Source organism: Gordonia sp. GN26, assembly GCF_054823965.1.
This window is the reverse complement of record NZ_JSYC01000064.1, coordinates 20,921-43,867: the sequence shown is the minus strand read 5'-3', so window position 1 is coordinate 43,867 and position 22,947 is coordinate 20,921. Positions and strand designations below refer to the sequence as shown.

Annotated in this window: 22 protein-coding genes; 11 read left to right on the top strand and 11 right to left on the bottom strand. The window is 67.6% G+C overall.

Annotation, left to right across the window (positions count from 1 at the left end; all coding sequences use genetic code 11):
* Positions 1–156: 156 nt before the first annotated feature.
* Positions 157–1,119, bottom strand: coding sequence for an alpha/beta hydrolase (locus OK17_RS14610; RefSeq protein ID WP_232716945.1), 963 nt, complete (start codon positions 1,117–1,119; stop codon positions 157–159).
* 410 nt (positions 1,120–1,529) lie between these two features.
* On the opposite strand from OK17_RS14610, the gene OK17_RS14605 reads away from it, so the two are divergent.
* The 6 genes from OK17_RS14605 to OK17_RS14580 all read left to right on the top strand — a co-directional run bounded on the left by OK17_RS14605 (position 1,530) and on the right by OK17_RS14580 (position 10,458).
* Positions 1,530–3,008: an amidase gene (locus OK17_RS14605; protein WP_232717100.1), complete on the top strand. Its 1,479-nt coding sequence runs from the start codon at positions 1,530–1,532 to the stop codon at positions 3,006–3,008.
* Positions 3,009–3,083: 75 nt separating this feature from the next.
* Positions 3,084–4,745: an FAD-binding dehydrogenase gene (locus OK17_RS14600; RefSeq protein WP_461417882.1), complete on the top strand. Its 1,662-nt coding sequence runs from the start codon at positions 3,084–3,086 to the stop codon at positions 4,743–4,745.
* A gap of 114 nt (positions 4,746–4,859) precedes the next feature.
* Positions 4,860–5,864 (top strand): Dyp-type peroxidase, encoded by a 1,005-nt coding sequence (locus tag OK17_RS14595; protein ID WP_232716943.1) that lies wholly within the window; start codon positions 4,860–4,862, stop codon positions 5,862–5,864.
* Between the two features lie 49 nt (positions 5,865–5,913).
* Positions 5,914–6,714, top strand: coding sequence for a family 1 encapsulin nanocompartment shell protein (locus OK17_RS14590; RefSeq protein WP_461417881.1), 801 nt, complete (start codon positions 5,914–5,916; stop codon positions 6,712–6,714).
* 97 nt (positions 6,715–6,811) lie between these two features.
* Positions 6,812–8,545: an ABC transporter ATP-binding protein gene (locus tag OK17_RS14585; RefSeq protein ID WP_461417880.1), complete on the top strand. Its 1,734-nt coding sequence runs from the start codon at positions 6,812–6,814 to the stop codon at positions 8,543–8,545.
* Positions 8,542–10,458, top strand: coding sequence for an ABC transporter ATP-binding protein (locus OK17_RS14580; protein WP_461417879.1), 1,917 nt, complete (start codon positions 8,542–8,544; stop codon positions 10,456–10,458). The genes OK17_RS14585 and OK17_RS14580 overlap by 4 nt, the downstream gene beginning before the upstream one ends.
* Positions 10,459–10,560: 102 nt before the next feature.
* Here OK17_RS14580 and OK17_RS14575 read toward each other — a convergent pair whose 3' ends face one another.
* A complete protein-coding gene (locus tag OK17_RS14575; protein ID WP_461417878.1) occupies positions 10,561–11,256 on the bottom strand; it encodes a hypothetical protein in 696 nt (231 codons plus the stop codon).
* Between the two features lie 45 nt (positions 11,257–11,301).
* Here OK17_RS14575 and OK17_RS14570 point away from each other — a divergent pair, with 45 nt between their 5' ends.
* Complete coding sequence (locus OK17_RS14570; protein WP_461417877.1) at positions 11,302–11,874, top strand: YdeI/OmpD-associated family protein; 573 nt, start codon at positions 11,302–11,304, stop codon at positions 11,872–11,874.
* Positions 11,875–11,942: 68 nt separating this feature from the next.
* Here OK17_RS14570 and OK17_RS14565 read toward each other — a convergent pair whose 3' ends face one another.
* Genes OK17_RS14565 through rnhA form a run of 3 tightly spaced genes read right to left on the bottom strand, consistent with a single transcriptional unit; the run spans position 11,943 to position 14,190 of the window.
* A complete protein-coding gene (locus OK17_RS14565; RefSeq protein WP_154884477.1) occupies positions 11,943–12,734 on the bottom strand; it encodes an SDR family oxidoreductase in 792 nt (263 codons plus the stop codon).
* Between the two features lie 59 nt (positions 12,735–12,793).
* Complete coding sequence (locus tag OK17_RS14560) at positions 12,794–13,705, bottom strand: D-isomer specific 2-hydroxyacid dehydrogenase family protein (RefSeq protein WP_461417876.1); 912 nt, start codon at positions 13,703–13,705, stop codon at positions 12,794–12,796.
* Positions 13,702–14,190: a ribonuclease HI gene (rnhA, locus tag OK17_RS14555; RefSeq protein WP_232716933.1), complete on the bottom strand. Its 489-nt coding sequence runs from the start codon at positions 14,188–14,190 to the stop codon at positions 13,702–13,704. Before rnhA ends, OK17_RS14560 begins: the two co-directional genes overlap by 4 nt.
* A gap of 119 nt (positions 14,191–14,309) precedes the next feature.
* On the opposite strand from rnhA, the gene OK17_RS14550 reads away from it, so the two are divergent.
* The 3 genes from OK17_RS14550 (at position 14,310) to OK17_RS14540 (ending at position 17,163) form a co-directional block, all read left to right on the top strand.
* The gene (locus tag OK17_RS14550; protein WP_232716932.1) at positions 14,310–15,077 is read left to right on the top strand and encodes a methyltransferase domain-containing protein; all 768 of its coding nucleotides are present in this window, start codon (positions 14,310–14,312) and stop codon (positions 15,075–15,077) included.
* A 238-nt stretch (positions 15,078–15,315) separates the two neighbouring features.
* Complete coding sequence (locus OK17_RS14545) at positions 15,316–16,602, top strand: DUF4185 domain-containing protein (RefSeq protein ID WP_232716931.1); 1,287 nt, start codon at positions 15,316–15,318, stop codon at positions 16,600–16,602.
* 21 nt (positions 16,603–16,623) lie between these two features.
* Positions 16,624–17,163, top strand: coding sequence for a DUF1697 domain-containing protein (locus tag OK17_RS14540; RefSeq protein WP_232716930.1), 540 nt, complete (start codon positions 16,624–16,626; stop codon positions 17,161–17,163).
* 144 nt (positions 17,164–17,307) lie between these two features.
* On the opposite strand, the gene OK17_RS14535 is transcribed toward OK17_RS14540, so the two are convergent.
* The 5 genes from OK17_RS14535 to OK17_RS14515 all read right to left on the bottom strand — a co-directional run bounded on the left by OK17_RS14535 (position 17,308) and on the right by OK17_RS14515 (position 21,184).
* Positions 17,308–17,460, bottom strand: coding sequence for a hypothetical protein (locus OK17_RS14535; RefSeq protein WP_232716929.1), 153 nt, complete (start codon positions 17,458–17,460; stop codon positions 17,308–17,310).
* A gap of 7 nt (positions 17,461–17,467) precedes the next feature.
* The gene (locus OK17_RS14530; protein WP_232716928.1) at positions 17,468–17,944 is read right to left on the bottom strand and encodes a hypothetical protein; all 477 of its coding nucleotides are present in this window, start codon (positions 17,942–17,944) and stop codon (positions 17,468–17,470) included.
* A 58-nt stretch (positions 17,945–18,002) separates the two neighbouring features.
* Positions 18,003–19,274 carry an acyl-CoA dehydrogenase family protein gene (locus tag OK17_RS14525; RefSeq protein ID WP_232716927.1) on the bottom strand — a complete coding sequence of 424 codons (1,272 nt, stop codon included), beginning with the start codon at positions 19,272–19,274 and terminating at the stop codon, positions 18,003–18,005.
* A 32-nt stretch (positions 19,275–19,306) separates the two neighbouring features.
* The gene (locus OK17_RS14520; protein ID WP_461417875.1) at positions 19,307–20,701 is read right to left on the bottom strand and encodes a phosphotransferase family protein; all 1,395 of its coding nucleotides are present in this window, start codon (positions 20,699–20,701) and stop codon (positions 19,307–19,309) included.
* A gap of 114 nt (positions 20,702–20,815) precedes the next feature.
* The gene (locus tag OK17_RS14515; RefSeq protein ID WP_461417874.1) at positions 20,816–21,184 is read right to left on the bottom strand and encodes a YybH family protein; all 369 of its coding nucleotides are present in this window, start codon (positions 21,182–21,184) and stop codon (positions 20,816–20,818) included.
* A gap of 97 nt (positions 21,185–21,281) precedes the next feature.
* Here OK17_RS14515 and OK17_RS14510 point away from each other — a divergent pair, with 97 nt between their 5' ends.
* A complete protein-coding gene (locus OK17_RS14510) occupies positions 21,282–22,160 on the top strand; it encodes a LysR family transcriptional regulator (RefSeq protein WP_461417873.1) in 879 nt (292 codons plus the stop codon).
* Positions 22,161–22,170: 10 nt separating this feature from the next.
* Here OK17_RS14510 and OK17_RS14505 read toward each other — a convergent pair whose 3' ends face one another.
* The gene (locus OK17_RS14505; RefSeq protein ID WP_232716923.1) at positions 22,171–22,944 is read right to left on the bottom strand and encodes a hypothetical protein; all 774 of its coding nucleotides are present in this window, start codon (positions 22,942–22,944) and stop codon (positions 22,171–22,173) included.
* Positions 22,945–22,947 lie beyond the last annotated feature (3 nt).

The window sequence follows — 22,947 nt, the reverse complement described above, 5'->3', positions numbered from 1 at the left end:
GGTGCGAGGAGCGACAGCGACGAGCCACGAAGGGCCGCCGACCAACGCTCCAGGAGCCCTCAGGAGCGGAGAGCAGTACAACAACAAGGGCCGGTGACCCGAAGGTCACCGGCCCTTGCCGTTGTCTCTATGGAGTTGCGAGACCGTCTACTCGGTTCAGAAGAACGCCGGGCGGAAGGTCTTGGTCCACGACTCCTTGAAGGTGTTCTGCCAGTAGTCCCACCAGTGCGCACCGTCCGGGGTGATCCGGGTGGTGAGCTTGACGCCCGGGACGAGCGCGACGCGGCCGACGTACAGCTGGCTGCTGGTCGACGCGGCGACCTCGAGCGGGATCATCTGCGCGAACTTGACCGGGTCGAAGTTGGCGCTGGTCGGGTTGACCGACGAGTCGTACTTGCTGCCGACGCCGCTACCGGAGGAGATGTAGACGTGCTTGCCGGCCAGGTTGCCCGCGCTCAGGAACGGGTCGTTCTGGAACCAGCTGCCGGCCGGGTAGAAGCCCCACATGTTGGTGGGGTTGCCGCCCATCTCGATGACCGAGGCCTGGATGCCCTGGGTGAAGCCCGGCAGGGTGACCGTGGGGTAGCCGCTGTAGGAGGCGACCGCCTTGTAGAAGCCCGGGTGGCGCGACGCGAGGTTTAGCGCCGAGGTGCCCGACATCGACAGACCGGCGATGCCGTTGCGGCGGTTGTCGCTGCCGTGGCGGGCGGCCATGTGGCGCGGCAGCTCGCGGGTCAGGAAGGTCTCCCACTTGTTGTTGCCGAGCTTGGGGTCGTAGGACTGCCAGTCGGTGTAGAAGCTGCCGCCGCCGCCGAACGGGATGGCGACGTTCGTGCCCTTGCCGGCCATGTAGCGGGCGACATCGGTGTTGATGAGCCAACCGCTGTTGTTGTTGGGGGCACGCAGGCCGTCGAGGAGGTACAGCGTCGGCTTCGGTCCGCCGCCACCGGCCGAGACGATGCACACGGGCACGGTCCGGTTCATGGCGTTCGAGCGGACGTATTCGACGTTGCAACCATTGGCTGCGGACGCCGGCGGAGCTGCGACCAGCGTGGCACCTGACAAGGCCACGAGAGCCACGAGTCCGGCGACGAGGCGCTTACGGGCGCGAGTCAGCATTCGTCAGTTTTCCTTTGGATCTCGGCCGGAGTCGGCCGCTTCTGGGTCTTGCCTACCGGGTACTGCGGAAGTCGTACGTAGGGGGATTCTATTGATCCCCGTCAGGAGCGGTACCCGTCGTCGAGAAGTGTAACGGCACGATAACGTCGCGGCAAAGGCTGGATCGGGCTTCGTGACGCCGGCGGGTAGTGGTGCGTGTCACATTTGCCCCATTGTGAACAGCTCATATGGGCCATACGCGGCACAACTGTCCGATTCTGCCGTCCGAACGAACGAAATTGCCGCGACCGCACCGTTATTCGTTTGGGTGGTTAACGGTGATGTGGGAATCGGTTCGATCTCCTGGGCGGGCGTATCGGCCAACCCGGCCGCGACCCGGCCCCGCACTCATTAGGGTCGGGGCCGTGAACATGGGTGAATACCTCGGCCAGGATGCGACCGCCCTCGCCGGACTCGTCGCATCGGGCGAGGTCACGGCTGCCGAACTCCTCGACCTGGCACGGGCCCGTGCTGCCGCGGTGAACCCCCACCTGAACGCGATCGTCATCCCGATCGAGGCCGAGGCCGACCATCGCGCCCGCACCGAGCTGACCGGACCGTTCGTCGGTGTCCCCTTCCTGATCAAGGACCTCGCCCAGGATTACCGCGGCTATCCGACGACCCGCGGTTCCCGCTCGCTGGCGCGGCACGTCGCCACCGAGCACGCGACGGTCGTCCAGCGCTTCCTCGATGCGGGGCTGGTCGTCTTCGGCAAGACCAACACCCCGGAGTTCGGTTCCAAGGCGATCACCGAATCCGTCCTGTGGGGTCCGGCGCGCAACCCTTGGAACCTCGACGTGACGCCCGGCGGTTCATCCGGAGGCAGTGCCGCGGCCGTGGCCGCAGGCGTCGTGCCGGCGGCGGGCGCGAACGACGGAGGCGGCTCCATCCGCATCCCGGCGGCGTGCACCGGGCTCGTCGGACTCAAGGCGTCGCGCGGCCTGATGCCGTTCGGGCCCGCCACCGGCGAGCCGCTCTTCGGGATGGGCGTCGAGGGTGTCGTGACCCGCACGGTGCGCGACGCGGCCGGCCTGTACGACGCGATCATCGGACCCACCGCGTCGTCGACCTATCCAGCCCCCCTGCACACCGAGTCGTTCACGACGCGGATCGCCTCTCCCCCGCGGCTGCTCCGGGTCGGATTCACCACACGTTCGGCCATCAACCCGGCACCGCACCCCGAAGCAGTCGCGGCCGTGGAGCACGCCGCGAAGCTGCTCACCGAGCTAGGCCACCAGGTCGAGGAGGTGGAGCCGCCGCACGACGACGCGGAACTGGCCCGCGACTTCCTCGAGATCTGGTTCGCCAAGGCGGCCGCCCAGGTCGACGAGGCACGCCGCCTGTCCGGGGCACGGGACGCCGACTTCGAGGCGGACACGCTCGCCCTCGCCGAGATCGGCCGGGCCGCCGGGGTGGTGCCGCTCTTCCGCGCGCTCGACCACGTCAACCACCACGTTCGTGCTCTGGAACGATTCCACGAGACCCACGACCTGCTCCTGACCCCGACCCTCGCCGTTCCGCCGCCGGCCGTCGGGTCGATGACGACCCCGCCGCTCCTCCAGCAGGCGGCGCGGCTCGCAGCCCGCGCCCGCATCGGCAAGGTGATGTCGCGGGTGGGGATCGTCGACCAGCTCGTCGAGGAGAACCTCGGCTGGGTGCCCTACACGCAGCTGGCGAACATGACCGGACGTCCGGCGATCAGCGTGCCCCTGCACTGGACCGCGACCGGGCTCCCGCTCGGGGTCCAGTTCGTCGGCCGCTTGGGCGCCGACGGCGACCTCCTGGCGCTCGCCGCATCCCTCGAGGACGCCGCGCCGTGGTTCCACCGGTACGCCGACATCTCGGTGTGACGCGGCGCTAATGTTCTCTCGGGATCGCATGTCCGGGTGGGGACAGGCGGCACATCGACGCGGTGAGGAGTTGTCGTGACGAAGCAGGTGGCCGACGCGGTGGTCGTCGGTGCGGGTCTGGCTGGTCTGGTCGCGACATACGAGCTCACCAAGGCCGGCCGACGCGTGGTGGTCGTCGACCAGGAGAACCGCAACAACCTTGGCGGACAGGCTTTCTGGTCGCTGGGCGGGCTCTTCATGGTCGACACCCCCGAACAGCGCCGGCTCGGCATCTCCGACTCCGCCGACCTCGCCCTGCAGGACTGGATGGGGTCGGCGGGCTTCGACCGCGACGACGAGGACTACTGGCCGCGTCAGTGGGCTCGGGCGTACGTCGACTTCGCGGCCACCGAGAAGCGGCAGTACCTGCACGATCTCGGTCTGCGCATCACCCCGGTCGTCGGCTGGGCCGAGCGCGGCGGCGGTTTCGCCGACGGTCATGGCAATTCCGTGCCACGCTTCCACCTCACCTGGGGCACCGGACCGGAGGTCGTCCGGGTCTTCGCCGAACCGGTCCTCGAGGCCGAGAAGCGTGGACTCGTCGAATTCCGGTTCCGCCACCGCGTCGACGAACTCGTCGTCGAAGACGGTGTCGCCGTGGGCGTGCGGGGGGCCACCCTCGCCCCGACCGACCTCGAACGCGGCAAGGCGTCGAACCGCGATGTGGTGGGCGACTTCGAGATTCGCGCCGGAGCGGTCATCGTGACGTCGGGCGGCATCGGCCACAACCATGACCTCATCCGCAAGAACTGGCCGGTCGACCGCCTCGGCCCCGCACCGGAGACGATGATCTCCGGCGTCCCGGTACACGTCGACGGCCGCATGCTGGGCATCAGCGAGGACGCCGGCGCGAGCATCGTGAACCGCGACCGCATGTGGCACTACACCGAGGGCATCCACAACTGGGACCCGATCTGGCCCGACCACGCCATCCGGATCATCCCGGGACCCTCGTCGCTGTGGCTCGACGCAAACGGCAACCGCCTCGCGCCGCCGAACTTCCCCGGCTTCGACACGAACTCGACGATGAAGGCGATCCTCGCCGCCGGCCACGACTACTCGTGGTTCATCCTCACGCAGACCATCGTCGAGAAGGAGTTCATGCTGTCGGGTTCCGAACAGAATCCCGACATCACCTCCAAGGATCTCAGGTTCGCCGCGCGCAGCCGCCTCGCCAAGGGCACGCCCGGTCCGGTGGATGCCTTCGTGCGCAACGGCATCGACTTCGTGGTCGCCGACAATCTGCCCGAACTGGTCAGCGGGATGAATGCGATCGCCCGCGGTCCCGAACTCGACCTCGCGCACATCGAGCGCGTCATCTCCGCTCGCGACGCCGATGTGGAGAACAAGTTCTCCAAGGACGCCCAGCTGATGGCGATCAACAATGCGCGACAGTTCATCGGCGACAAGATCGTTCGGGTGGCCAAACCCCACCGCATCCTCGACCCCGCGCACGGTCCGCTGATCGCGGTGCGGCTCAACATCCTCACCCGCAAGACCCTCGGCGGCCTCGAGACCAACCTCGACTCGCAGGTGCTCCGACCCGACGGGAGCGCCTTCGACGGCCTGTTCGCGGCCGGTGAGGTCGCGGGTTTCGGTGGCGGCGGTGTGCACGGCTACAACGCGCTCGAAGGCACCTTCCTGGGCGGGTGCATCTTCTCCGGCCGTGCTGCCGGAAGGGCCATCGCGCGCAGCTGATCTCGGCATCCGGCACGGATTTTCCGGGCAGTTCTGAAAAGGGTTGCCTGCCCTACTTTTTCACGGCACGATCTGCGATCCCATTTCGGACATGGGTCGGCTAGGGTATTGGGCGTGCCCGTGCCGCAGACGATCCTGACGCGTAAGACCAAGTCGGCGATCTTTCTCGTCCTCACCATCAACGACGGTGGCGAGGACACGGTTCGTGATGTGCTGGAGGAGATCCCGGGACTGAACAACGCGGTCTCCTCGCGCGCCCCGGAGGCAGCGTTGGCCGGCATCGTCTCGATCGGTTCCGACGCGTGGGACCGGTTGTTCGACGGCCCCCGCCCGCGTTCACTACGCCCCTTCGTCCCGTATGAGGGCGCAGTCCACACCGCACCGGCGACCCCCGCCGATCTCCTGGTCCACATCAAGTCCGACCACATGGACCTGTGCTTCGAGCTCGGACGCCTCATCACCGACGCACTCGGCGACGCGGTGACGGTCGTCGACGAGGTGCACGGCTTCCGCTACTTCGACCTGCGTGACCTCATCGGCTTCGTCGACGGCACCGAGAACCCCGTCGGACAGGCCGCGGTCGACGCCATCACCGTCGGCGACGAGGACCCCGACTTCGCCGGCGGCAGCTACGTCGCCATCCAGCGCTACGTCCACGACCTGTCGTCGTGGAACGACCTGAGCACGAGCGAGCAGGAAGCCGCGATCGGACGCACCAAGCTCGACAACGTCGAGATGTCCGACGACGTGAAGCCGCCCAACTCCCACATCGCCCTCAACAAGGTCGAGGACGAGAACGGCGAGGAGATCGACGTCGTCCGCGACAACATGCCCTACGGCGACGTCTCCGGGAACGGCGAGAACGGCACCTTCTACATCGCCTACTCCGCCGGCCCCGAGGTGACCGAGGAGATGCTGCGCAAGATGTTCATCGGCGACCCGCCGGGAACCTACGACCGCCTCCTCGACTTCACCACCGCCGTCACCGGGTCGCAGTTCTTCACCCCGACCCTCGACTTCCTCGAGGATCTGCCGCCCGCGCCCGGCCCAGCCGAACCCGCCGTCCAGACCCCGGCCCCCCGCGCCGACGGTTCCCTGGGAATCGGTTCCCTGCACTAGCCGGCCACAGACCGACCACCGCCCGACACCACCGCACCAGGAGGCCCCCATGAACAACCTGCACCGCGAACTCGCCCCCATCTCCGACGCCGCCTGGGCAGAGATCGAGGAGGAGGCCACCCGGTCGTTCAAGCGGAACATCGCCGGCCGCCGACTCGTCGACGTCAAGGGGCCGATGGGCCAGGACACCGCGGCCGTCACCCTGGGTCACCGCAGCAAGATCGACTCCCCGGCCGACGGCATCCAGGCCTTCATCCGACGCACCCAGTCGCTGGTCGAGCTCAAGGTGCCGTTCACCGTTTCCCGCGAGGCCATCGACGACGTCGACCGCGGCGCCCGGGACGCCGACTGGGATCCGGTCGTCGAAGCCGCGCGCCAGCTCGCCCTCGCCGAGGACCGCGCGATCTTCGAGGGCTACGCGGCCGCATCGATCACCGGCATCCGCGCCGAGGCGTCGGCAACCCCGATCCAGCTGCCCGCCGACGTGCGCGACTACCCCGAAGCCGTCAGCCAGGCCCTCACCACCCTGCGTCTCGCCTCGGTCGACGGGCCGTACTCGGTCGCCATGTCGGCAGAGGTCTACACGCAGGTCAACGAGACGTCGAACCACGGCTACCCGATCCGCGACCACATCAAGCGACTGGTCACCGGCGACATCGTGTGGGCCCCGGCCATCCGCGGCGCGTTCGTCATGAGCACCCGCGGCGGCGACTTCGAGCTGACCATCGGCCAGGACGTGTCCATCGGCTACGACTCCCACGACGCCGACGTGGTGAACCTGTACTTCCAGGAATCGTTCACCTACCTCACCCACACCGGAGAGGCAGCCGTCGCCCTCTTCGGCAGCTGACCACGCCAGACGATTCCCACCCCTTAGCCGGGGCAACTAGTCTGACGCAGGTGATCGCAGAGACCATCGGCCCGCTGAGTCCGAGTACGGCGCCGAGATGCTGACCCAACTCATCAGCACGTACCTCCGGCGGTACCGCATCAACATCGTCATGGTCGTGACGCTGCAGTTCGTGGCGACCGCGGCGATGCTTTACCTGCCGAGCCTCAACGCCGACATCATCGACAACGGTGTGGCGACCGGCGACACCGGCTACATCATGCGCATCGGCGGCTGGATGCTGTTGGTGAGCGTCGTGCAGATCGTGGCGACGATCATCGCGCAGTTCTTCGGGTCGCGGGCCGCCCTCGGGGTGGGCCGCGACATCCGCAGCGACCTGCTGCACCGCGTCAACTCGTTCTCCGCCCGTGAGGTCGGCACGTTCGGCGCGCCGTCGCTGATCACCCGCACCACCAACGACGTCCAGCAGGTGCAGATGCTGATCGTCATGTGCAGCGCGATCCTCGTGATGGCGCCCATCATGTGCATCGGCGGGATCGTGATGGGCATCCGCGAGGCCCCGGCGTTGTCGTGGGTCATCGCGGTGGCGGTGCCGATCCTCGGCCTGGCGATGGGTCTCGTCATCGCACGCATGATCCCCGGTTTCCGCGCCATGCAGGAACGCATCGACGCGGTGAATCGTGTTCTGCGCGAGCAGATCACCGGCATCCGCGTGGTACGCGCCTTCGTGCGGGAGGAGCACGAGCGCAAGCGTTTCGGGGTCGCCAACGACCATCTCGCCGACGCCACGCTGCGGGTCGGCAAGCTGATGGCACTGATGTTCCCGCTGGTCATGGTGATCACGAACGTCACGATCGTCGCGGTCATCTGGTTCGGTGGCCACGCCGTGTCCGACGGCAAAGTCGAGATCGGCGCACTCACCGCACTGATGAGCTACGTCATGCAGATCCTCATGTCGGTGATGATGGCGTCGTTCCTGGCGATGATGGCGCCGCGCGCCGCGGTCTGCGCCGAGCGCATCACCGAGGTCCTCGACACGGAGACCTCGGTGCATCCGCCCGTCGACCCGGTCGCTTTCGCCGGCCATCCCGGCATCGTCGAGTTCGACGCCGCCGAGTTCCGCTATCCCGGCGCCGACGATCCGGTGCTGAGCGGCATCAGCTTCCGCGTGACTCCGGGGACCACGACCGCCATCGTCGGTTCGACCGGCTCCGGCAAGACGACACTCCTCGGACTCGTGCCCCGGCTCATCGACGCCACCGAGGGCACGGTCAGCGTCGGCGGCACCGACGTCAAGCGACTCGACCCCGACGAACTGCGGTCGGTGGTCGGCCTCGTCCCGCAGCGTCCGTACCTCTTCTCCGGGACCATCCGGTCGAACATCCTGCATGGCAAGTCCGACGCCACCGACGACGAGATCTGGGAGGCACTGCGCATCGCACAGGCCGAGGAGTTCGTCGCGGCGATGCCCGACGGCCTCGACACCCGGGTCGCGCAGGGCGGCACCACCGTCTCCGGCGGCCAGCGGCAGCGCCTCGCGATAGCCCGTGCACTGGTCCGGCGCCCCGCCATCTACCTGTTCGACGACTCGTTCTCGGCGCTCGACCTCACCACCGACGCCAAGCTCCGGGCGGCGCTGCGGCCGGCCACCCGCGACGCGTCGGTGATCGTGGTGGCACAACGCATCTCGACCATCGTCGATGCCGAGCAGATCGTCGTCCTCGACCGCGGCCGCATCGTCGGCATCGGGACACACGACGACCTGCTGGCCTCGTGTTCCACCTACGCCGAGATCGCCGAATCCCAGATGGCCATGGAGGAGCGCGCATGACCCGCCCGGGTGGACCCATGGCCGGCGGCCCCGAGTCCAAGCCGCGCTCGTTCTGGCCGTCGATCAAACGAGTTGTCGCCCAGCTCGGTTCGTACCGCGGCCTGATGACCGTGACGCTGAGCTCGATCGTCGGTTCGGTCATCCTGCTGGCCGTCGCGCCGCGCGTCCTCGGCCACGCCACCGACCTCGTCTTCAACGGCGTCATCGGGCGGATGCTGCCCGCCGGACAGTCGAAGGACCAGGCGGTGGCCGGTCTGCGCGACCGTGGCGACGACACCTTCGCCGACATGGTCTCGTCGATGGACGTGACACCCGGCGTCGGAGTCGATTTCGGCGATGTCGGTCGCGTCCTGCTCCTCACCCTGGTGATGTACGTCGTGGCGTCGGGACTCGCGTGGCTGGCCGCGTACCTGCTGAACATCATCGTCGTGGAGACGATCCGAGACCTTCGCGCGAAGGTCGAGGAGAAGGTCCACCGCCTGCCGCTGCGGTATTACGACACGATGCCGCGCGGGGAGCTGCTCAGCCGGGTCACCAACGATCTCGACAACCTGTCGCAGAGCATGCAGCAGACCATTGCCCAGTTCATGAACTCGGTGCTGACGGTCATCGCACTGCTGGTGATGATGATCTGGATCTCGCCGCTGCTCGCATTGATCGCGGTGGCGACCGTCCCGCTGGCCGTCATCGCGACAGCCGTCATCGCCAAGCGTTCCAAGCCCCACTTCTCCGCACAGTGGGCGTCGACGGGCGCCCTCAACGCCCAGGTCGAGGAAGCCTTCACCGGACACGAACTGGTGACCGCCTTCGGTCGTCAGCGTGAGATCGAGGCGACCTTCGACGAGCGAAACGAGAAGCTGTACCAATCGAGTTGGCGTGCACAGTTCATCTCCGGCGTCATCATGCCGACCATCATGTTCCTCGGGAACCTCAACTACGTGGCGGTCGCCGTCGTCGGCGGTCTGCGCGTGGCCTCGGGTTCGCTGAGCCTCGGTGAGGTGCAGGCGTTCATCCAGTACTCCCGCCAGTTCACGCAGCCGCTCACCCAGATCGGGTCGATGATCAACCTGATGCAGAGCGGTGTCGCGTCCGCCGAACGCATCTTCGACATCCTCGACGCCGAGGAGCAGACCCCGGATGCCGCCGATCCGAAGACACCTGCGGTCGACCACGGTCTCATCGAGTTCGATGACGTCTCGTTCCGCTATGTCGAGGACAAGCCGCTGATCGAGAACCTCACCCTGACAGCGCGTCCCGGGCACATGGTCGCCATCGTCGGACCCACCGGCGCCGGCAAGACGACGCTGGTCAACCTGATCATGCGGTTCTACGATGTCGATTCCGGAACCATCCGCGTCGACGGCGTCGACTCGGCCGAGATGACCCGCGACGACCTCCGCGAGCGCACCGGCATGGTGCTGCAGGACTCGTGGCTGTTCGGCGGGACCATCTACGACAACATCGCCTACGGAGACCCCTCCGCGTCCCGCGACGAGGTACTCGAGGCCGCCCGGATGAGCCACGTCGACCACTTCGTCCGAACCCTCCCCGACGGCTACGACACGGTCCTCGACGACGAGGGCGGCGGCGTCAGTGCCGGTGAGCGACAGCTCATCACGATCGCCCGGGCCTTCCTCGCCCGGCCCACGATCCTCATCCTCGACGAGGCGACCAGTTCCGTCGACACCCGCACCGAGCTGCTCATCCAGAAGGCGATGGCCAACCTCCGCACCGACCGCACGAGTTTCGTGATCGCACACCGTCTCTCGACGGTCCGCGACGCGGACGTGATCGTCGTGATGGAGAACGGCCACATCGTCGAGCAGGGCAACCACGAGGAACTCCTCGCCGCCCGCGGCGCCTACTGCCGCCTCTACGAGAGCCAGTTCACCGGCGCGATCGAGGCGGGCTGACCCGGCGGAAGGTTTTTGCTCCTTGAGCGGCGGGTGGTCCGCCAGGCACCTGTCGCGTTTCGTATCGTCCGACGACACGAACGGCGACATCTGCCCACCGGCTCAGTCCCCGCGACCCCGTTCGAGCGCACCGGCGATCTGGCGTTCCAGGTGTTCGGCGGCTAGCGGCGGGACGTCGAGGAGCCCGTCGAGTTCGGCACGCGCCTTCTTGTAGGCGGCCTGACGTTCCGCCGCGGTGGCACCGGAGTCGGAGGCGATGTTGATGAGTTTGCGGGCGCGGTCGAGCGCTTCGCGTTCGATCGGCGAGAACCCGGCCTGCTTGCGGCGTCGTGCCTCGCGTTCGGCGGCGTCGAAGGCTGCGGCGTAGTCACCGACAGCCTCGCGGTACTCGGCGAAGTCGGACGGAGCGATCGTCGTCTCGGTGTCGCCGGCGCGCGGGGGTTCCGGCCGCAGGTCGTCGGCGTGGACCCGCGCACGATGGAAGGCGAGGGTGAGCGGTTCGCGCATGTCGGTCATGAGGGGGTACTCGATGAGCGTGGCCAGGTCGAGTTCGTAGGCGAACCACTTCTCGTTGAGCGCATCGTGCTGTTTCAGTGTCTTGCGGAGTTGCTCGACGGACGTCGTGGTCAGCTTCAGCTGCTCGGTCTGGGCGGCGGCCTTGATGCGAGCGAGTTCGATCTTGTCCTTGCGGCGCTTCTCGTTGTACTTCGCGATCGACCCGGCCCAGCCGCCGACGACACCACCGATGGGGAAGATCAGCCACCAGTTGTTGCTCGCGAACTCGAGAATGCCGGTCACGTTCTCACTGTACCGAGATGGACGGCTCGCGATTAGGGTGAACCCATGGCCGATCCGAGCGCGCCTCAGCTCGTCGTCGAAACCATCGACGAGTGGCGAGAGTGGTTGTGCGACAACCACCAGACCTCATCCGGAGTGTGGCTCATCTTCTGGCGCAAAGACTCCGGACGCGAGCCGCTCGATTACGACGAAGCGGTCCGGGAGGCCCTCTGCTGGGGTTGGATCGACGGCCACACCCGGGTCTTCGACGACGCTCGGCGCGGCTTGTGGTTCACCCGGCGTGGCCGCAACAGCCCGTGGGCAGCGTCGAACAAGGCGCGGGTCGCCGACCTCATCGAGTCAGGGCGCATGCAACCCGCCGGCCAGGCGGTCATCGACGACGCCAAGGCACGTGGCCTGTGGACCATCTTCGACGACGCCGAGGCCGGCATCGAGTCCCCCGAACTCACCGCCGCCCTCGACGCGAACCCGATCGCCCGCTCCAACTGGGACGCCTTTCCACCCAGCGCCCGCAAGATGGGTCTCGGTCAGATCGCGCTGGCGAAGAGACCCGAGACCAAGACCAAGCGGATCGCGACCATCGTCGAGCAGGCCGCGCACAACATCCGCCCGTCCTGACCCGCTGCTCGAGCTCGTTTCCCCGCTGGTTGAGCTCGTTCCCCGCTGGTTGAGCTTGTCGAAACCCCCTACAGATCCGGGATCGGGAGGTCCAGGTTCGGTGCGATGATCCCGCCGTCGACCTCGAGGATCTTGCCGGTGACGTAGGCACCCGCCGGCGAGGCCAGGTACAGCGCCGCGGCGGCGATGTCCTCTGGATCGCCGAGCCGGTGCATCGGGGTGGCGTTCTCGAGGGCGGTCCGCATCTCGTCGTTACCGGCGACGATCTCCAGCGACGAGGTGAGGATCGCTCCGGGCGCGATGCCGTTGACCCGGATCTTCGGATTGAGGTCCATCGCGGCGATCCGGGTGTAGTGCGCCAGAGCGGCTTTCGCGGTTCCGTAGGCGGCATACGCGCGACCCGGCACCCGGCCGACGGCCGAGGTGACGTTGATGATCGAGCCGTGTCCGGTGGTCGCGAGCATCTGCTTGGCGCCGGCCACGACGAGCGCGTGGGCGTTGGCGACGTTGAAGTCGAAGGCCTCGACGAGGTGCTTGGGGGTTGTGTCGAGGAGTGGACGGGGCATCGCACCGCCCACGTTGTTGACGATCGTGTCGAGCCGCCCGAACTCCTCGACCGCGGTCTCGGCGAGGGCGGCTGCGGCGTCGGCGTTGCTGAGATCGACCGGGACGACGTGGGCGCGACGACCGGCGTCGGCGATCTGTCCGGCCACCTGGTCGAGGTCGAATTCGCTGCGCGCCGCGATCACCACGTCGGCGCCCGCCTGGGCGAAGGCCACCGCGATGGCCGCACCCAGGCCGCGACCGGCACCGGTGACGACAGCGACATGGTCATCGATACGGAATCTGTCGAGAATCACTCCCCGACTCTGCCACGAACAGGCCCAAAACGAGAACGTGTTCTAGAAAATGATCTCGTTCAGTAGTCTCGACCGGGCTGGACCGTCGAGATCAGTTCCTCGCCCGCGGCGAATCGACGCACGTTCTCGGCCAGCCACGGCGCCATCTCAAGTGTCAGCCCCGACGCGGGGTTCGCGACGTGCGGGGTGATGATGACGTTCGGCAGCGACCACAGCGGGTGATCCTCGGCCGGCGGTTCGGGATCGGTCACGTCGAGTGCCGCGCCGGCGATCTCGCCGTCCACCAGGGCCCGGTACAAGGCCTCCTCGTCGACCAGCGGGCCGCGCGCGACGTTCACGATCCATGCGTGTTTCGGCAGTGCGGCAAGGCTTTCGGCGTTGATCATGTGCCGCGTCTCCGGGGTCGCCGGCGCGGCCAGCACCACGTGGTCGGTGGAGGCCCAGACCGAGTCGAGTTCGTCGGAGCGTCGCACCTCGTCGGCGCCGGGCACGTCGCGGCCCGACCGGTTCACCGCGACGACGCGCGCACCGCAGGCCTTCAGCCGCGGGCCCAGTGAGGCGCCGATCCCACCCGCGCCCACGATGGCGACGGTGGAACCATGCAGCGACCGCACGGAGGTGTCGATCCGTTCCTTGTCCCAGTGCCGGGTGACGGCGGTGTTGATCTGCCGCAGCCCGGCGAGGAGCAGCGCGAGCGCGTGCTCGGCCACGTTCTCGGCGTAGAAGCCGGAGGCATTGGTCCAGACCCGGCGGTCGTCGAGGAGTCCGGCATTCAGGAAGTCCTCGATGCCCGCGGTCTTGAGCGCCACCCACTCGACGGCATCCGGCAGTTCGGGGAACTCGGCGGGCGGACCGATCCAGACCAGTACCCGTGCCTCGTCGAGTCCGACGATCTTGCCGCCGGCGCTCTCGACAGCCGCGACGAGATGCTCGTCGTGTTCGGGCTCGACGGCGACAGGGAGGCCACTCATCGGGAGACCGCCCGGGCCGCGGTGGTGGCGAGTTCGTCGGCGATCTCGTTGAAGTGGTCACCGGCGTGCCCCTTGACCCAGCGCCACTCGACCTCGTGACGCTTCTCCTCCTCGATGAGGCGTCGCCACAGGTCGGCGTTCTTCACCGGTTTCTTGTCCTTGGTCTTCCAGCCGTTCGCCTGCCAGCCGGCGACCCACTTCATGATCCCGTTCCGCACATAGGTGGAGTCGGTGTAGATGATCACCTTCGACGGCCTGGTCAGCGCGGCGAGCCCCTCGATGGCCGCCGTGAGCTCCATCTTGTTGTTGGTGGTGTCGGGGTCCGACCCGGAGATCCGCTTCTCGTTGCCCTTGTACCGGAGCACCGCACCCCACCCGCCGGGGCCGGGGTTGCCGAGGCAGGCGCCGTCGGTGGAGATCTCCACGACCGCCGCGGCGTCGGCGCCGGTCGAGTTCTCGGGAGCGGGGTTCACGGGATCTGTCACGCAGGGAAGCCTACGTCAGCGCCGTGACCGCTCCGCGGCGGAGATCACGTCACGAAACCACGCTGCGTCGATGCCTGTCTCCCCGTGACACCACCCCCGCGCGCCCCTAATGTGGACGCATGGCTGTCTGGGATCCAGCACGCTATCTGCAATTCGCCGACGACCGGTCGAGACCCTTCCTCGACCTGATCGCGCAGATCCCCACCAATCCCACGACGATCGTCGATCTCGGATGCGGACCGGGGCATCTCACCAAACATCTGCGCGCGCAGTGGCCGAGCGCCGAGATCCTCGGCATCGACGAATCCGCGGCCATGATCGACCGCGCCATCAGCGACAACACCGACCCCCACGCGAACTTCGACGTCGCCGACGTGATCGAGTGGACACCGCACCGCCCGTTCGACCTGATGATCTCGAACGCGATGTTCCAGTGGGTCCCCGACCAGTTCGAGGTCATCGACCGCCTGTTGGGTCATCTTTCCGACGGCGGCGCCTTCGCGATCCAGGTTCCGAACGGTCACGACGCCCCGTTCCGCACCGCGCTGGCCGATCTCGCGAGCACCGAACCGTTCGCCGAATCGCTGAGCGACGTGCGGCCGCTGCCGCGCATGGACGCCGAGGACTACCTCCGGTTCTTCTTCGACCGCGGCTTCCGGGTCAACGCCTGGGAGACCACCTACCTGCACGTCCTCGGCGGCAACGACCCGGTCTTCGACTGGATCTCGGGCACCGGCGCCCGGCCGTACCTGCAGGCCTTACCCACCCATCTGCGTGAGGAGTTCGTCACCGAACTCAAGCGCCGCCTCGCCGAGGCCTATCCCCGCCACGACTGGGGCACCCTGATGCCGTTCCGACGCGCCTTCGCGGTCGCCACGCGCCACTAGCCCGCCCCCCTGAGGCGCGAGAAGCACACGCACGCCCTCCGCCCGCCCACCTATCGACCGGTCGACGTCAACCCGACCGGCAGACCTCGACCGACGTCTGCCGGACGAGTTGAGGTTCGGCAGTCGGGATCAGCGACGAGCCTCGAAGGGTCACGCCCCGGTCAAGCTTTGGCCACCTCGACCGCTCGGACCTGCCACTTCTGCAACACTGGCACCAGCCGTAGCCACAGGGGGTCCCATGTCCCGACGCAGCCGAGCACGCCTGCGCCCGCTCTCGCGCGCCCTGGTGGTCGGTGGCGTGACCGTCGGCCTGACCGCGGGACTCCTCTCCGCGGCGGCCTCCCCCGCCACCGCGGCGGTCTGCAATGCCACCGGCATCACCGGTGGCGACGTCGGCAGCACGGGCAGTTCCGGGTCCAGCGACCTCGGGTGGGGCAGCGTCGATTTCGGCAGCTACCGCGCCGACGGCAAGAAACCGCAAGGGCCGCTGCCCAAGCTCAAAGGCGCGACCACCGCCGTCTCGTGGGTCACCGGACCGCGCAGCCCCGAACGCACCGACGCCCGCTTCGGGATCACCGCCACCGACGTCGGGGTGCCGTGGGACAACGGTTCGGGCCAAGTGCTCATGGCCTTCGGCGACACCTGGGGCAGATGCGCCGGTCAGATGGTGTGGCGACACAACACGATGCTCCGCAGCGACGCGAACTCGAATCTCGACAAGACCATCCGCTTCCCGACCGCGATACCCGGGTCGGTCCGCTCCGGAGCCTCGGTCACGCCGGCGCATCCCACCTATTCGCAGCCGATGTTCAACGCGATAGGCGTCCGCAACACCGAGGTCGGACGCATCCCCACCGGCGGCATCTCGATCAACGGCGTCCAGTTCCTGAGTTTCATGTCGATCCACAAGTGGCTGGGTCCGGGAAAATGGGCCACCAACTACTCGGCGATCGCGGTGTCACGCAACAACGGTCAGACCTGGACCGTCGACAACAACACGATCCGCGCGAACCTCGAACTGACCGTGCCCGGCGTGCCGCAGATCGCGCAGGGCCACAGTCGATTCCAGATGGGCGCCTTCCTACGCAGCGGCGACTACATCTACCAGTACGGCACCCCCAACGGCCGACACGGGTCGGCCTTCGTCGCCCGCTTCCGGCCCGCCGACATACTGAATCTCAGTCGCCATCAATACTTCCGGGGCGGCAACGCATGGTCGCCGAACCCGGCCGACGCCGCACCGATCGTCGCCCGACCGGTCAGCGAGATGTCAGTGGCCTACAACAACTACCTCAGGAAGTTCGTCATGCTGACCGAGCGCGCCGGCACCGTCGTGATGCGGACCTCCCCCACCCCCGTCGGTCCGTGGAGCGGCGAACGCGTCCTCATCTCCAACAAGCAGTCGAGCGGGCTGTACACGCCCTACATCCACCCGCGTTCGAGCGGCAAGAACCTGTACTTCGTGGTGTCCCGCTGGGACGACTACAACGTGATGCTGGCGCGCACCGACCTGTCCAAGTTGTGAAACCGCTGCCATCATGGACCGGTGAGCGAATCATCGACGACGCGCATCGTCCTCATCCGGGCGGTCAACGTCGGTGGCGCCAAGCTGCCGATGACCGAACTGCGGGAGATCGCAACCGAACTCGGGGCCACGGACGTCTCGACGTACATCGCGTCGGGCAACCTGCTCTGTTCACCGCCCGGCGATGCCGCCGAGTTCGACCGCGCACTCGAGCGTGAGATCGAGAAACGCTACGGCTTCTTCCGCGAGGTCATCAGCCGCACCCCGGCCGAGGTACGGGCCGCACTCGATGCGCACCCCTTCGAGGTCGTCGACGACAGGTTTTCCTACGTCTACTTCCTCGTCGCCGAACCCGATGCCGACAAGGCTGCCGCGTTCGAGGAGAAGGACTTCGGCGATGACGTCCGGCGCGTGATCGGCTCCGATCTCCACATCCGCTACGCCGAGGGTGCGGGCCGGTCGAAGTTGACCGCTCCGGCCATCGCCCGGGGACTCGGCGTGCAGGGGACCGGCCGCAACCTGCGCACAGTCCGAAAACTGCTGGACCTCACCAAGGGTTGACAAGACCGCGGGTTGACAAGACCGAGGGGTCGACGAGACCGAGGGCTGACGAGCCGGTGGCCGGACGCTCGGTGCGGGCGTAGCGTCGGGACTCCGACGCCAGACGCGCACGTCGAGAGGAGTCCTCGTGAACCAGCCGGTACCTCAGCCCCCACCGCCGCCGGATCCGATGCCGGCGCCGGAGCCGATCCCCGAACCACCACCGGAACCACCGATCCCGACGCCCCCACCGCCGCCGGTGCCTGATCCGCAACCGGCACCGCCCGAGCCCGACCCGCCGCCGCGCCCGACGGTCATCTGAGGATCAGCCGCGGGACAGGACCCGCGTCACGCGGTCGAGGTCGGCGAGTTGATCCGACTTGGGCGCCTCCCACAACTTCTTGGGTAACGCTTCGAGGGCCTTGACCGCCGATTCGGCGCGGTCGAGGACCTCGGTGGCCTCGTCGCCCCCGCTGCCGGCGGCCGCGATGAGGCGGTCGTCGAGCTCGAACACCGCGTCGTCCAGCCGGTCCCGCGCCGACACCAGTTCGTCGTCGAGCGGGATGGCGGGGTTGGCGTGCACATCGGCGATCGCATAACGAATACGTCGATGCAGCAGGGCTTCTCGGCTGTTGTCGGTGGTCCAGCTCTCCGGTGCGCGCCCGGGTCGGCCCGGGATGAGGTCGGTGGACCGCGCGAAGTTGCGCACCCGCTTGTCGGAGTCCCAGGCGAACCACGCAGCCCCGCCCAGGACGAACAGCGCGACCACCACGGTCGCGACGATGATGATGACCGCGATCATGGCCGGATCACCCGATTCGGCACTGTTCGCACACGATCTCGCATGCTGCCCAGCCTACTCAGGCCGAGCCCACACCCTTGGGCGCCTTGCCCGACATGAAACCGAACAGGTATCCGGCGACGCGTCGCATCTGGATCTCGTCGGCGCCCTCGGTGATCCGGTAACGGCGGTGGTGACGGTAGATGTGTTCGAACGGTTCGTGCCGCGAGTACCCCTTCCCGCCGAACACCTGCATGGCCTGGTCGGCGGCGTCGCAGCACAACCTGTTGGCCTGGTAGTTGCACATCGAGACCTCGGCCGATGCGGCGAAGTTGCCGTAGGTGTCCATCTTCCAGGCCGTCTCCCGGATGAGCGCACGGACCATAGCGCAGCGGGTGTGCAGATCGACGAGCGGGAACTGGATCGCCTGATTGGTCGAGAGCTTCTTGCCGAACGGCGCCCGCTCGTTGGCGTACTCGACGGCCCGGTTCACGCAATACTGCGCGGCGCCGAGACTCGACGCGGCCTGCCGAATCCGGTTCTCGTTGAAGAAGTGCTGCACCACCTGCAGGCCGGCACCCTCCTCACCGAAGACCGCCGAATCCGGCACCCGCACGTCGCGCAGGCTGATGTGGGCGTGGTCGGTGGGCATGTTGAACGTCCACAGGTACTCCTCGACGGCGAAGCCCGGCGCCTGCGGGTCGACGAGGAACGCGGTGATGCCCCGTGCGTCACCGGGTTCGCCGCTCGTGCGGGCGAAGACGATGTCGCGGTGGGCGGCGTGAATACCGGTGTTCCAGGTCTTCTCGCCGTTGATGATCCAGTCGTCGCCGTCGCGAACCGCAGTCGTCTCCATGTACGTCGCATCGGAACCGTGCTCGGGCTCGGTGATCCCGAACGCGAAGAACTTGGTGCCGGCGGCGAGCCCCTCGACCCACTCCTCCTGCTGTTCGGGGGTGCCGTACTCCAACATCAGCAGCAGGCCGATGTTGTTGCCGACGATGGCGTGCTCGTTCTGCAGATCGCAGTGCAGGCCCAGCCCCTTCGATGCGAGGTGCTCGCGGATGATCGCCATCGAGAGATTCGATCCGTCGCGGCCGCCGAACTCCTTGGGGAACGGATAGCGGAAGTGGCCCGCGGCGTCGGCCCGTCGACGCGCCTCGCCGAGCAGCGCTTCCCATTCCGCATTCGGCAGACCGCCGCGCTCCCAGTCCGTGCGCGAGTCCTCACGCCGGTGATCGAAGAACCGGATGTTGTCGTCGGCCTGCTCGAGCGGCTTGATCTCCGCCTCGATGAAGGCGTCGAGCTCCTCCAGGTAGTCGCTCAGTGACTCGGGCAGTGCGAAGTCCACGATTGAATCCTTCTCGGTCGGGTGTCACGCGGTCACGGATGCGGGACCGCGAAGTACTTCGGGTTGGCGACCAGTAACCGCGCGCGGACATCGGCGGCGATCGCTGCGCGGACCTTCTCGTCGGTGCCGTCGAGTTCGCCGGACCGCAGTGCGTCGCACAGGGCCCGCTGATCGGTGACGCCCAGAGTGGCCAGGCGCTCCGCAGACTCCGCGGCATGGGTGGCGCCGAGCAGCACCTGGCGCCGGACGACGTCGACGACGTTGCCGGCGACGCGGGTGTGGAACCGAACCTGCGGTGACATCTCGGCGGTCACGGAGTCGGAGCGGAGGAAACCGGCGAGGGCGTCGAGCAACTCGAGCGACGATGGGGATCCGTGCGGCTCCTCGTCGGGGCCAGGGGTGTCGACGCCCAACGGGTCCGCGACCACCTCGGGCGACACGATCCCCAGATCGAGCAGTGCGTCGAATTCCTGTTCGGCACTTCGCCGTCCGATCGCGGCGAGTTCGACGGACCGTTCGACACCGTCGAGATGCCTATTCGCCTGCACCGCGCAGATCAGACCCCACTTCACCGTGGCGTACAGCTCCCACCAGCGCAGCGCTTCTTCGGTGGGACGCCACCCGGCCACCTCGGCATAGGCATCGAGCAGCGTTGCGCGCTCACCCATCCCGGCGACCGGGGTCGAGCCCCCGAAACGCCAGGCCTTGGCGCACAACCAGCCGAGATCCTCGACCGGATCGCCGATGTGCACCAGTTCCCAATCGAGTACCGCGGCAACACCATCGGCGTCGACGAGGAGGTTGCCCAGCCGGAAGTCACCGTGCACGACGCAGGTTCCGGGGGACGCGGGCGGCGGGTTGGCGACGAGCCACTGGGTCGCGAGAACAAGGCCGGCCGGCATCGTGTCGAACTCGCGCGGGAACAGCGTGCGCAGTGCCTCGACCGGGTCGACCAGTTCCTCGAGTCCCGGCGTCTGTGCGGCGTCGATACGGTGGACGCGCGCCAGGATGCCGCCGCACTGTTCGACGAACCCGGCGCGCGCGGCGGCATACGCGTCGTCCCGGAGGATCCGTCGCGGGATCGACTCGCCGTCGATGAAATTCATTGCCAGATAGGGAAATCCGAGAACGCTGTCGTCTTCGAGGCCGGCGTCGAGGATTTCCGGCACCGGGACCCCGGCGTCGGCGGCGGCACGTAGGACCTCGGCTTCGGCACCCAGCCCACCGTCGTCCGCCGCGGTCGGAACGGCGCGGATGATGATCGGTTCGTCCGTACCGGCAGCGTCGACGAGGGTCGCAGCGTAGGTCGCGCGACTCGCGCCCGCAGGTAGTTGTCGAGCGGACCCGACCGATACCGGGGTACCTCGCGTCGTGCTGAGCCGTTCGGCGACTCGTGCGGCCACTTCGCCGGCCTCAGGCACTCCCACGCAGACCCATCCCTTCACGCACCGATCGACCGCTCTGCCGGTGTAATCCCCGACACAGCGAAGCTAGCACGGAAGGTGAATCCACTGTCAGAAAAAGCCGGTGACGACCCGGCGTCAGGATGTCGGGGTCTGGAACTCCGGCTGATCGATGATCCGTACCCAGGTTCCGTCGGCGCGTCGGGTGACGACCTGTGCGCGAGCACCCGCACCGTCGCGCGGCGGAGTCGAGGTCAGGGCCAGGTCGTCGCCGAAGACGAGCGTCGGCAACGGGGGTTCGGGGACGAAGGTCGGGCGGTGTTCGAGGACCGACGCCCAGAGGTCCCGGATCGCTGCCCTGCCCCGGGTGACCCGCCCTGGCGGGAAGGCCATGACCGCATCCTCGTGGTAGAGCGAGGCGACGGCGTCGGCATCTCCGGCATTGGAGTATTCGACGAAGAGCCGGGTGAGATCTTCGGGGGTGCGGGCGGTCTCGTAGGTGGTCATGAATTCCTCCTGGTGGTTTTTCCGGATACCTCCACCGTGCGTCGCCAGCATGAATAATTCCAAGTGATGGTTTTGATGGTGGGTATCATCGTGGGTTATGGAGATGCGGCAGCTCGAGTACTTCGTCGCCGTCGCCGACGAGGAGAGTTTCACCGCGGCGGCGCAGCGGGTGCACACCACGCAGCCCAACATCAGCGCACAGGTCCGCAGTCTCGAACGCGAGTTGGGATCAGCACTCTTCGATCGATCCGCACGGTCGGTCCGTCTCACCGATGCCGGGCAGGCCGCCCTCCCCGCGGCTCGCGCCGCGCTGGCCGCCGCACGCGAGGTGGCCGATGCGGTGTCGGAGGTTCGTGGACTGCTCCGTGGGAGTCTGTCGGTGGGCATGGTCGAGGGGTGCACCATCGCACCGCTGTTCACCGCCCTGGGCACCTTCGGTTCCGCCCATCCGAAAATCGCTCTGAGCCTTCGGGAATCGCCATCGGACCGGTTGATCAACTCGGTCGTCGACGGCGGTCTCGACGTGGCGCTGGCCGGTTACGGCGACGAGTTGCCGCGCGGCATCGAATCACTGACCGTCATCGCCGAACCCGTCGTCGCGGTGATCCCGACCGACGAGGAGTACGGCACCTCGATCGGGCTCGCTGATCTGCGACAACGGTCCCTCATCTGCCTGCCGCGCGGTGCGGGTATCCGGACCGTCTTCGACGACGCCGCGGTCACGCACGGCGGTCCCATCCGGCCCGCGATCGAGGCGTCGTCGCCCGACGCGATCGTCGAATTGGTGTGCAGCGGCATGGGAACCGGCATTCTCAGCGCATCCATCGCGGCGGCGGACGATCGGGTGGCCGGCCTGCCGGTCGAGGGCGTCGACGTCCGGGCTCGGCTCGGCTTCCTGTGGAGGACCGATCCGCCTCCCGCGACAAGACGGTTCGTCGACGTCGTCCGCGAGACCTTCGGTCTCGATACGGGCTGACGCGGCGGACTCAGCTCGCCAGCGCGTCCCCGGTCTCGTCCGTCGGCTTCTCCGGAACGGCCGGATTCGCCGAATCGGTGGGTGCACCGGCGATCCAGTCACCGATGCTCAATCCGCGGCGACCCCAACGATGGTCGAATCGCTGCGCCCGCACGGTCGCCTTCTCCAGCTTGGCCGGCGAGTAGCGACGCCGGGCCCAGGTGGACTTCGGCCGGGCCAGACGAATGGCACCGGCCCAGGCGAAGATCGGGATGAAGACGCCGACGATCGCCGTCGAATACTTGCCCTTGACCACGCAGAAGATCGCACAGGCGATGTTGATCGGAGCGGTCACCGCAAAGGCGACCGGACCGAACTCGACGTCGGTCTCAGCATTGAACGGGTTGAACCCGAGAATGACCATGCCCAGGGCGGCGACCGTCAGGGCGACCACCTGTACGGAGAGTTGGCCCTCGCTCGACCAGTACACGTCTTGGAGACGCAGGATGAGCGCGAACTCATCGAGCACCAGCGAAGCCCCGATGCCGACCAGGACCGCGCTGATCGAGGCACCCGGTTCGACACCGTTCACGCCGACGGAGATGAACGCGCCCACGATCATCAGGGCGAGCCCCGGGACCATGTGGTGGACGTGGACCCCGCCCGACACGTTGTTCTTGAACGGCCCCTTACCGGCTCGGATCAACCGGGTGATCACCCGCGTCACGACGAAGGTCACCGTGAACGAGGCGAACAGCAGGAACAGCGGAAGTCGTTGATGGGTCAGATCATCGAGGAACTCCACCGT

Excerpts from the sequence above, each read along its gene's own strand:
- OK17_RS14530 (WP_232716928.1), bottom strand. The coding sequence starts at position 17,944 with ATGATCGCGGTCATCATCATCGTCGCGACCGTGGTGGTCGCGCTGTTC.
- OK17_RS14535 (WP_232716929.1), bottom strand. The coding sequence starts at position 17,460 with ATGACCGTCGGGCGCGGCGGCGGGTCGGGCTCGGGCGGTGCCGGTTGC.
- OK17_RS14545 (WP_232716931.1), top strand. The coding sequence starts at position 15,316 with ATGTCCCGACGCAGCCGAGCACGCCTGCGCCCGCTCTCGCGCGCCCTG.
- OK17_RS14585 (WP_461417880.1), top strand. The coding sequence starts at position 6,812 with ATGCTGACCCAACTCATCAGCACGTACCTCCGGCGGTACCGCATCAAC.
- OK17_RS14610 (WP_232716945.1), bottom strand. The coding sequence starts at position 1,119 with ATGCTGACTCGCGCCCGTAAGCGCCTCGTCGCCGGACTCGTGGCTCTC.
- OK17_RS14560 (WP_461417876.1), bottom strand. The coding sequence starts at position 13,705 with ATGAGTGGCCTCCCTGTCGCCGTCGAGCCCGAACACGACGAGCATCTC.
- OK17_RS14590 (WP_461417881.1), top strand. The coding sequence starts at position 5,914 with ATGAACAACCTGCACCGCGAACTCGCCCCCATCTCCGACGCCGCCTGG.
- OK17_RS14605 (WP_232717100.1), top strand. The coding sequence starts at position 1,530 with ATGGGTGAATACCTCGGCCAGGATGCGACCGCCCTCGCCGGACTCGTC.
- OK17_RS14510 (WP_461417873.1), top strand. The coding sequence starts at position 21,282 with ATGGAGATGCGGCAGCTCGAGTACTTCGTCGCCGTCGCCGACGAGGAG.
- OK17_RS14550 (WP_232716932.1), top strand. The coding sequence starts at position 14,310 with ATGGCTGTCTGGGATCCAGCACGCTATCTGCAATTCGCCGACGACCGG.
- OK17_RS14580 (WP_461417879.1), top strand. The coding sequence starts at position 8,542 with ATGACCCGCCCGGGTGGACCCATGGCCGGCGGCCCCGAGTCCAAGCCG.
- OK17_RS14515 (WP_461417874.1), bottom strand. The coding sequence starts at position 21,184 with ATGACCACCTACGAGACCGCCCGCACCCCCGAAGATCTCACCCGGCTC.
- OK17_RS14570 (WP_461417877.1), top strand. The coding sequence starts at position 11,302 with ATGGCCGATCCGAGCGCGCCTCAGCTCGTCGTCGAAACCATCGACGAG.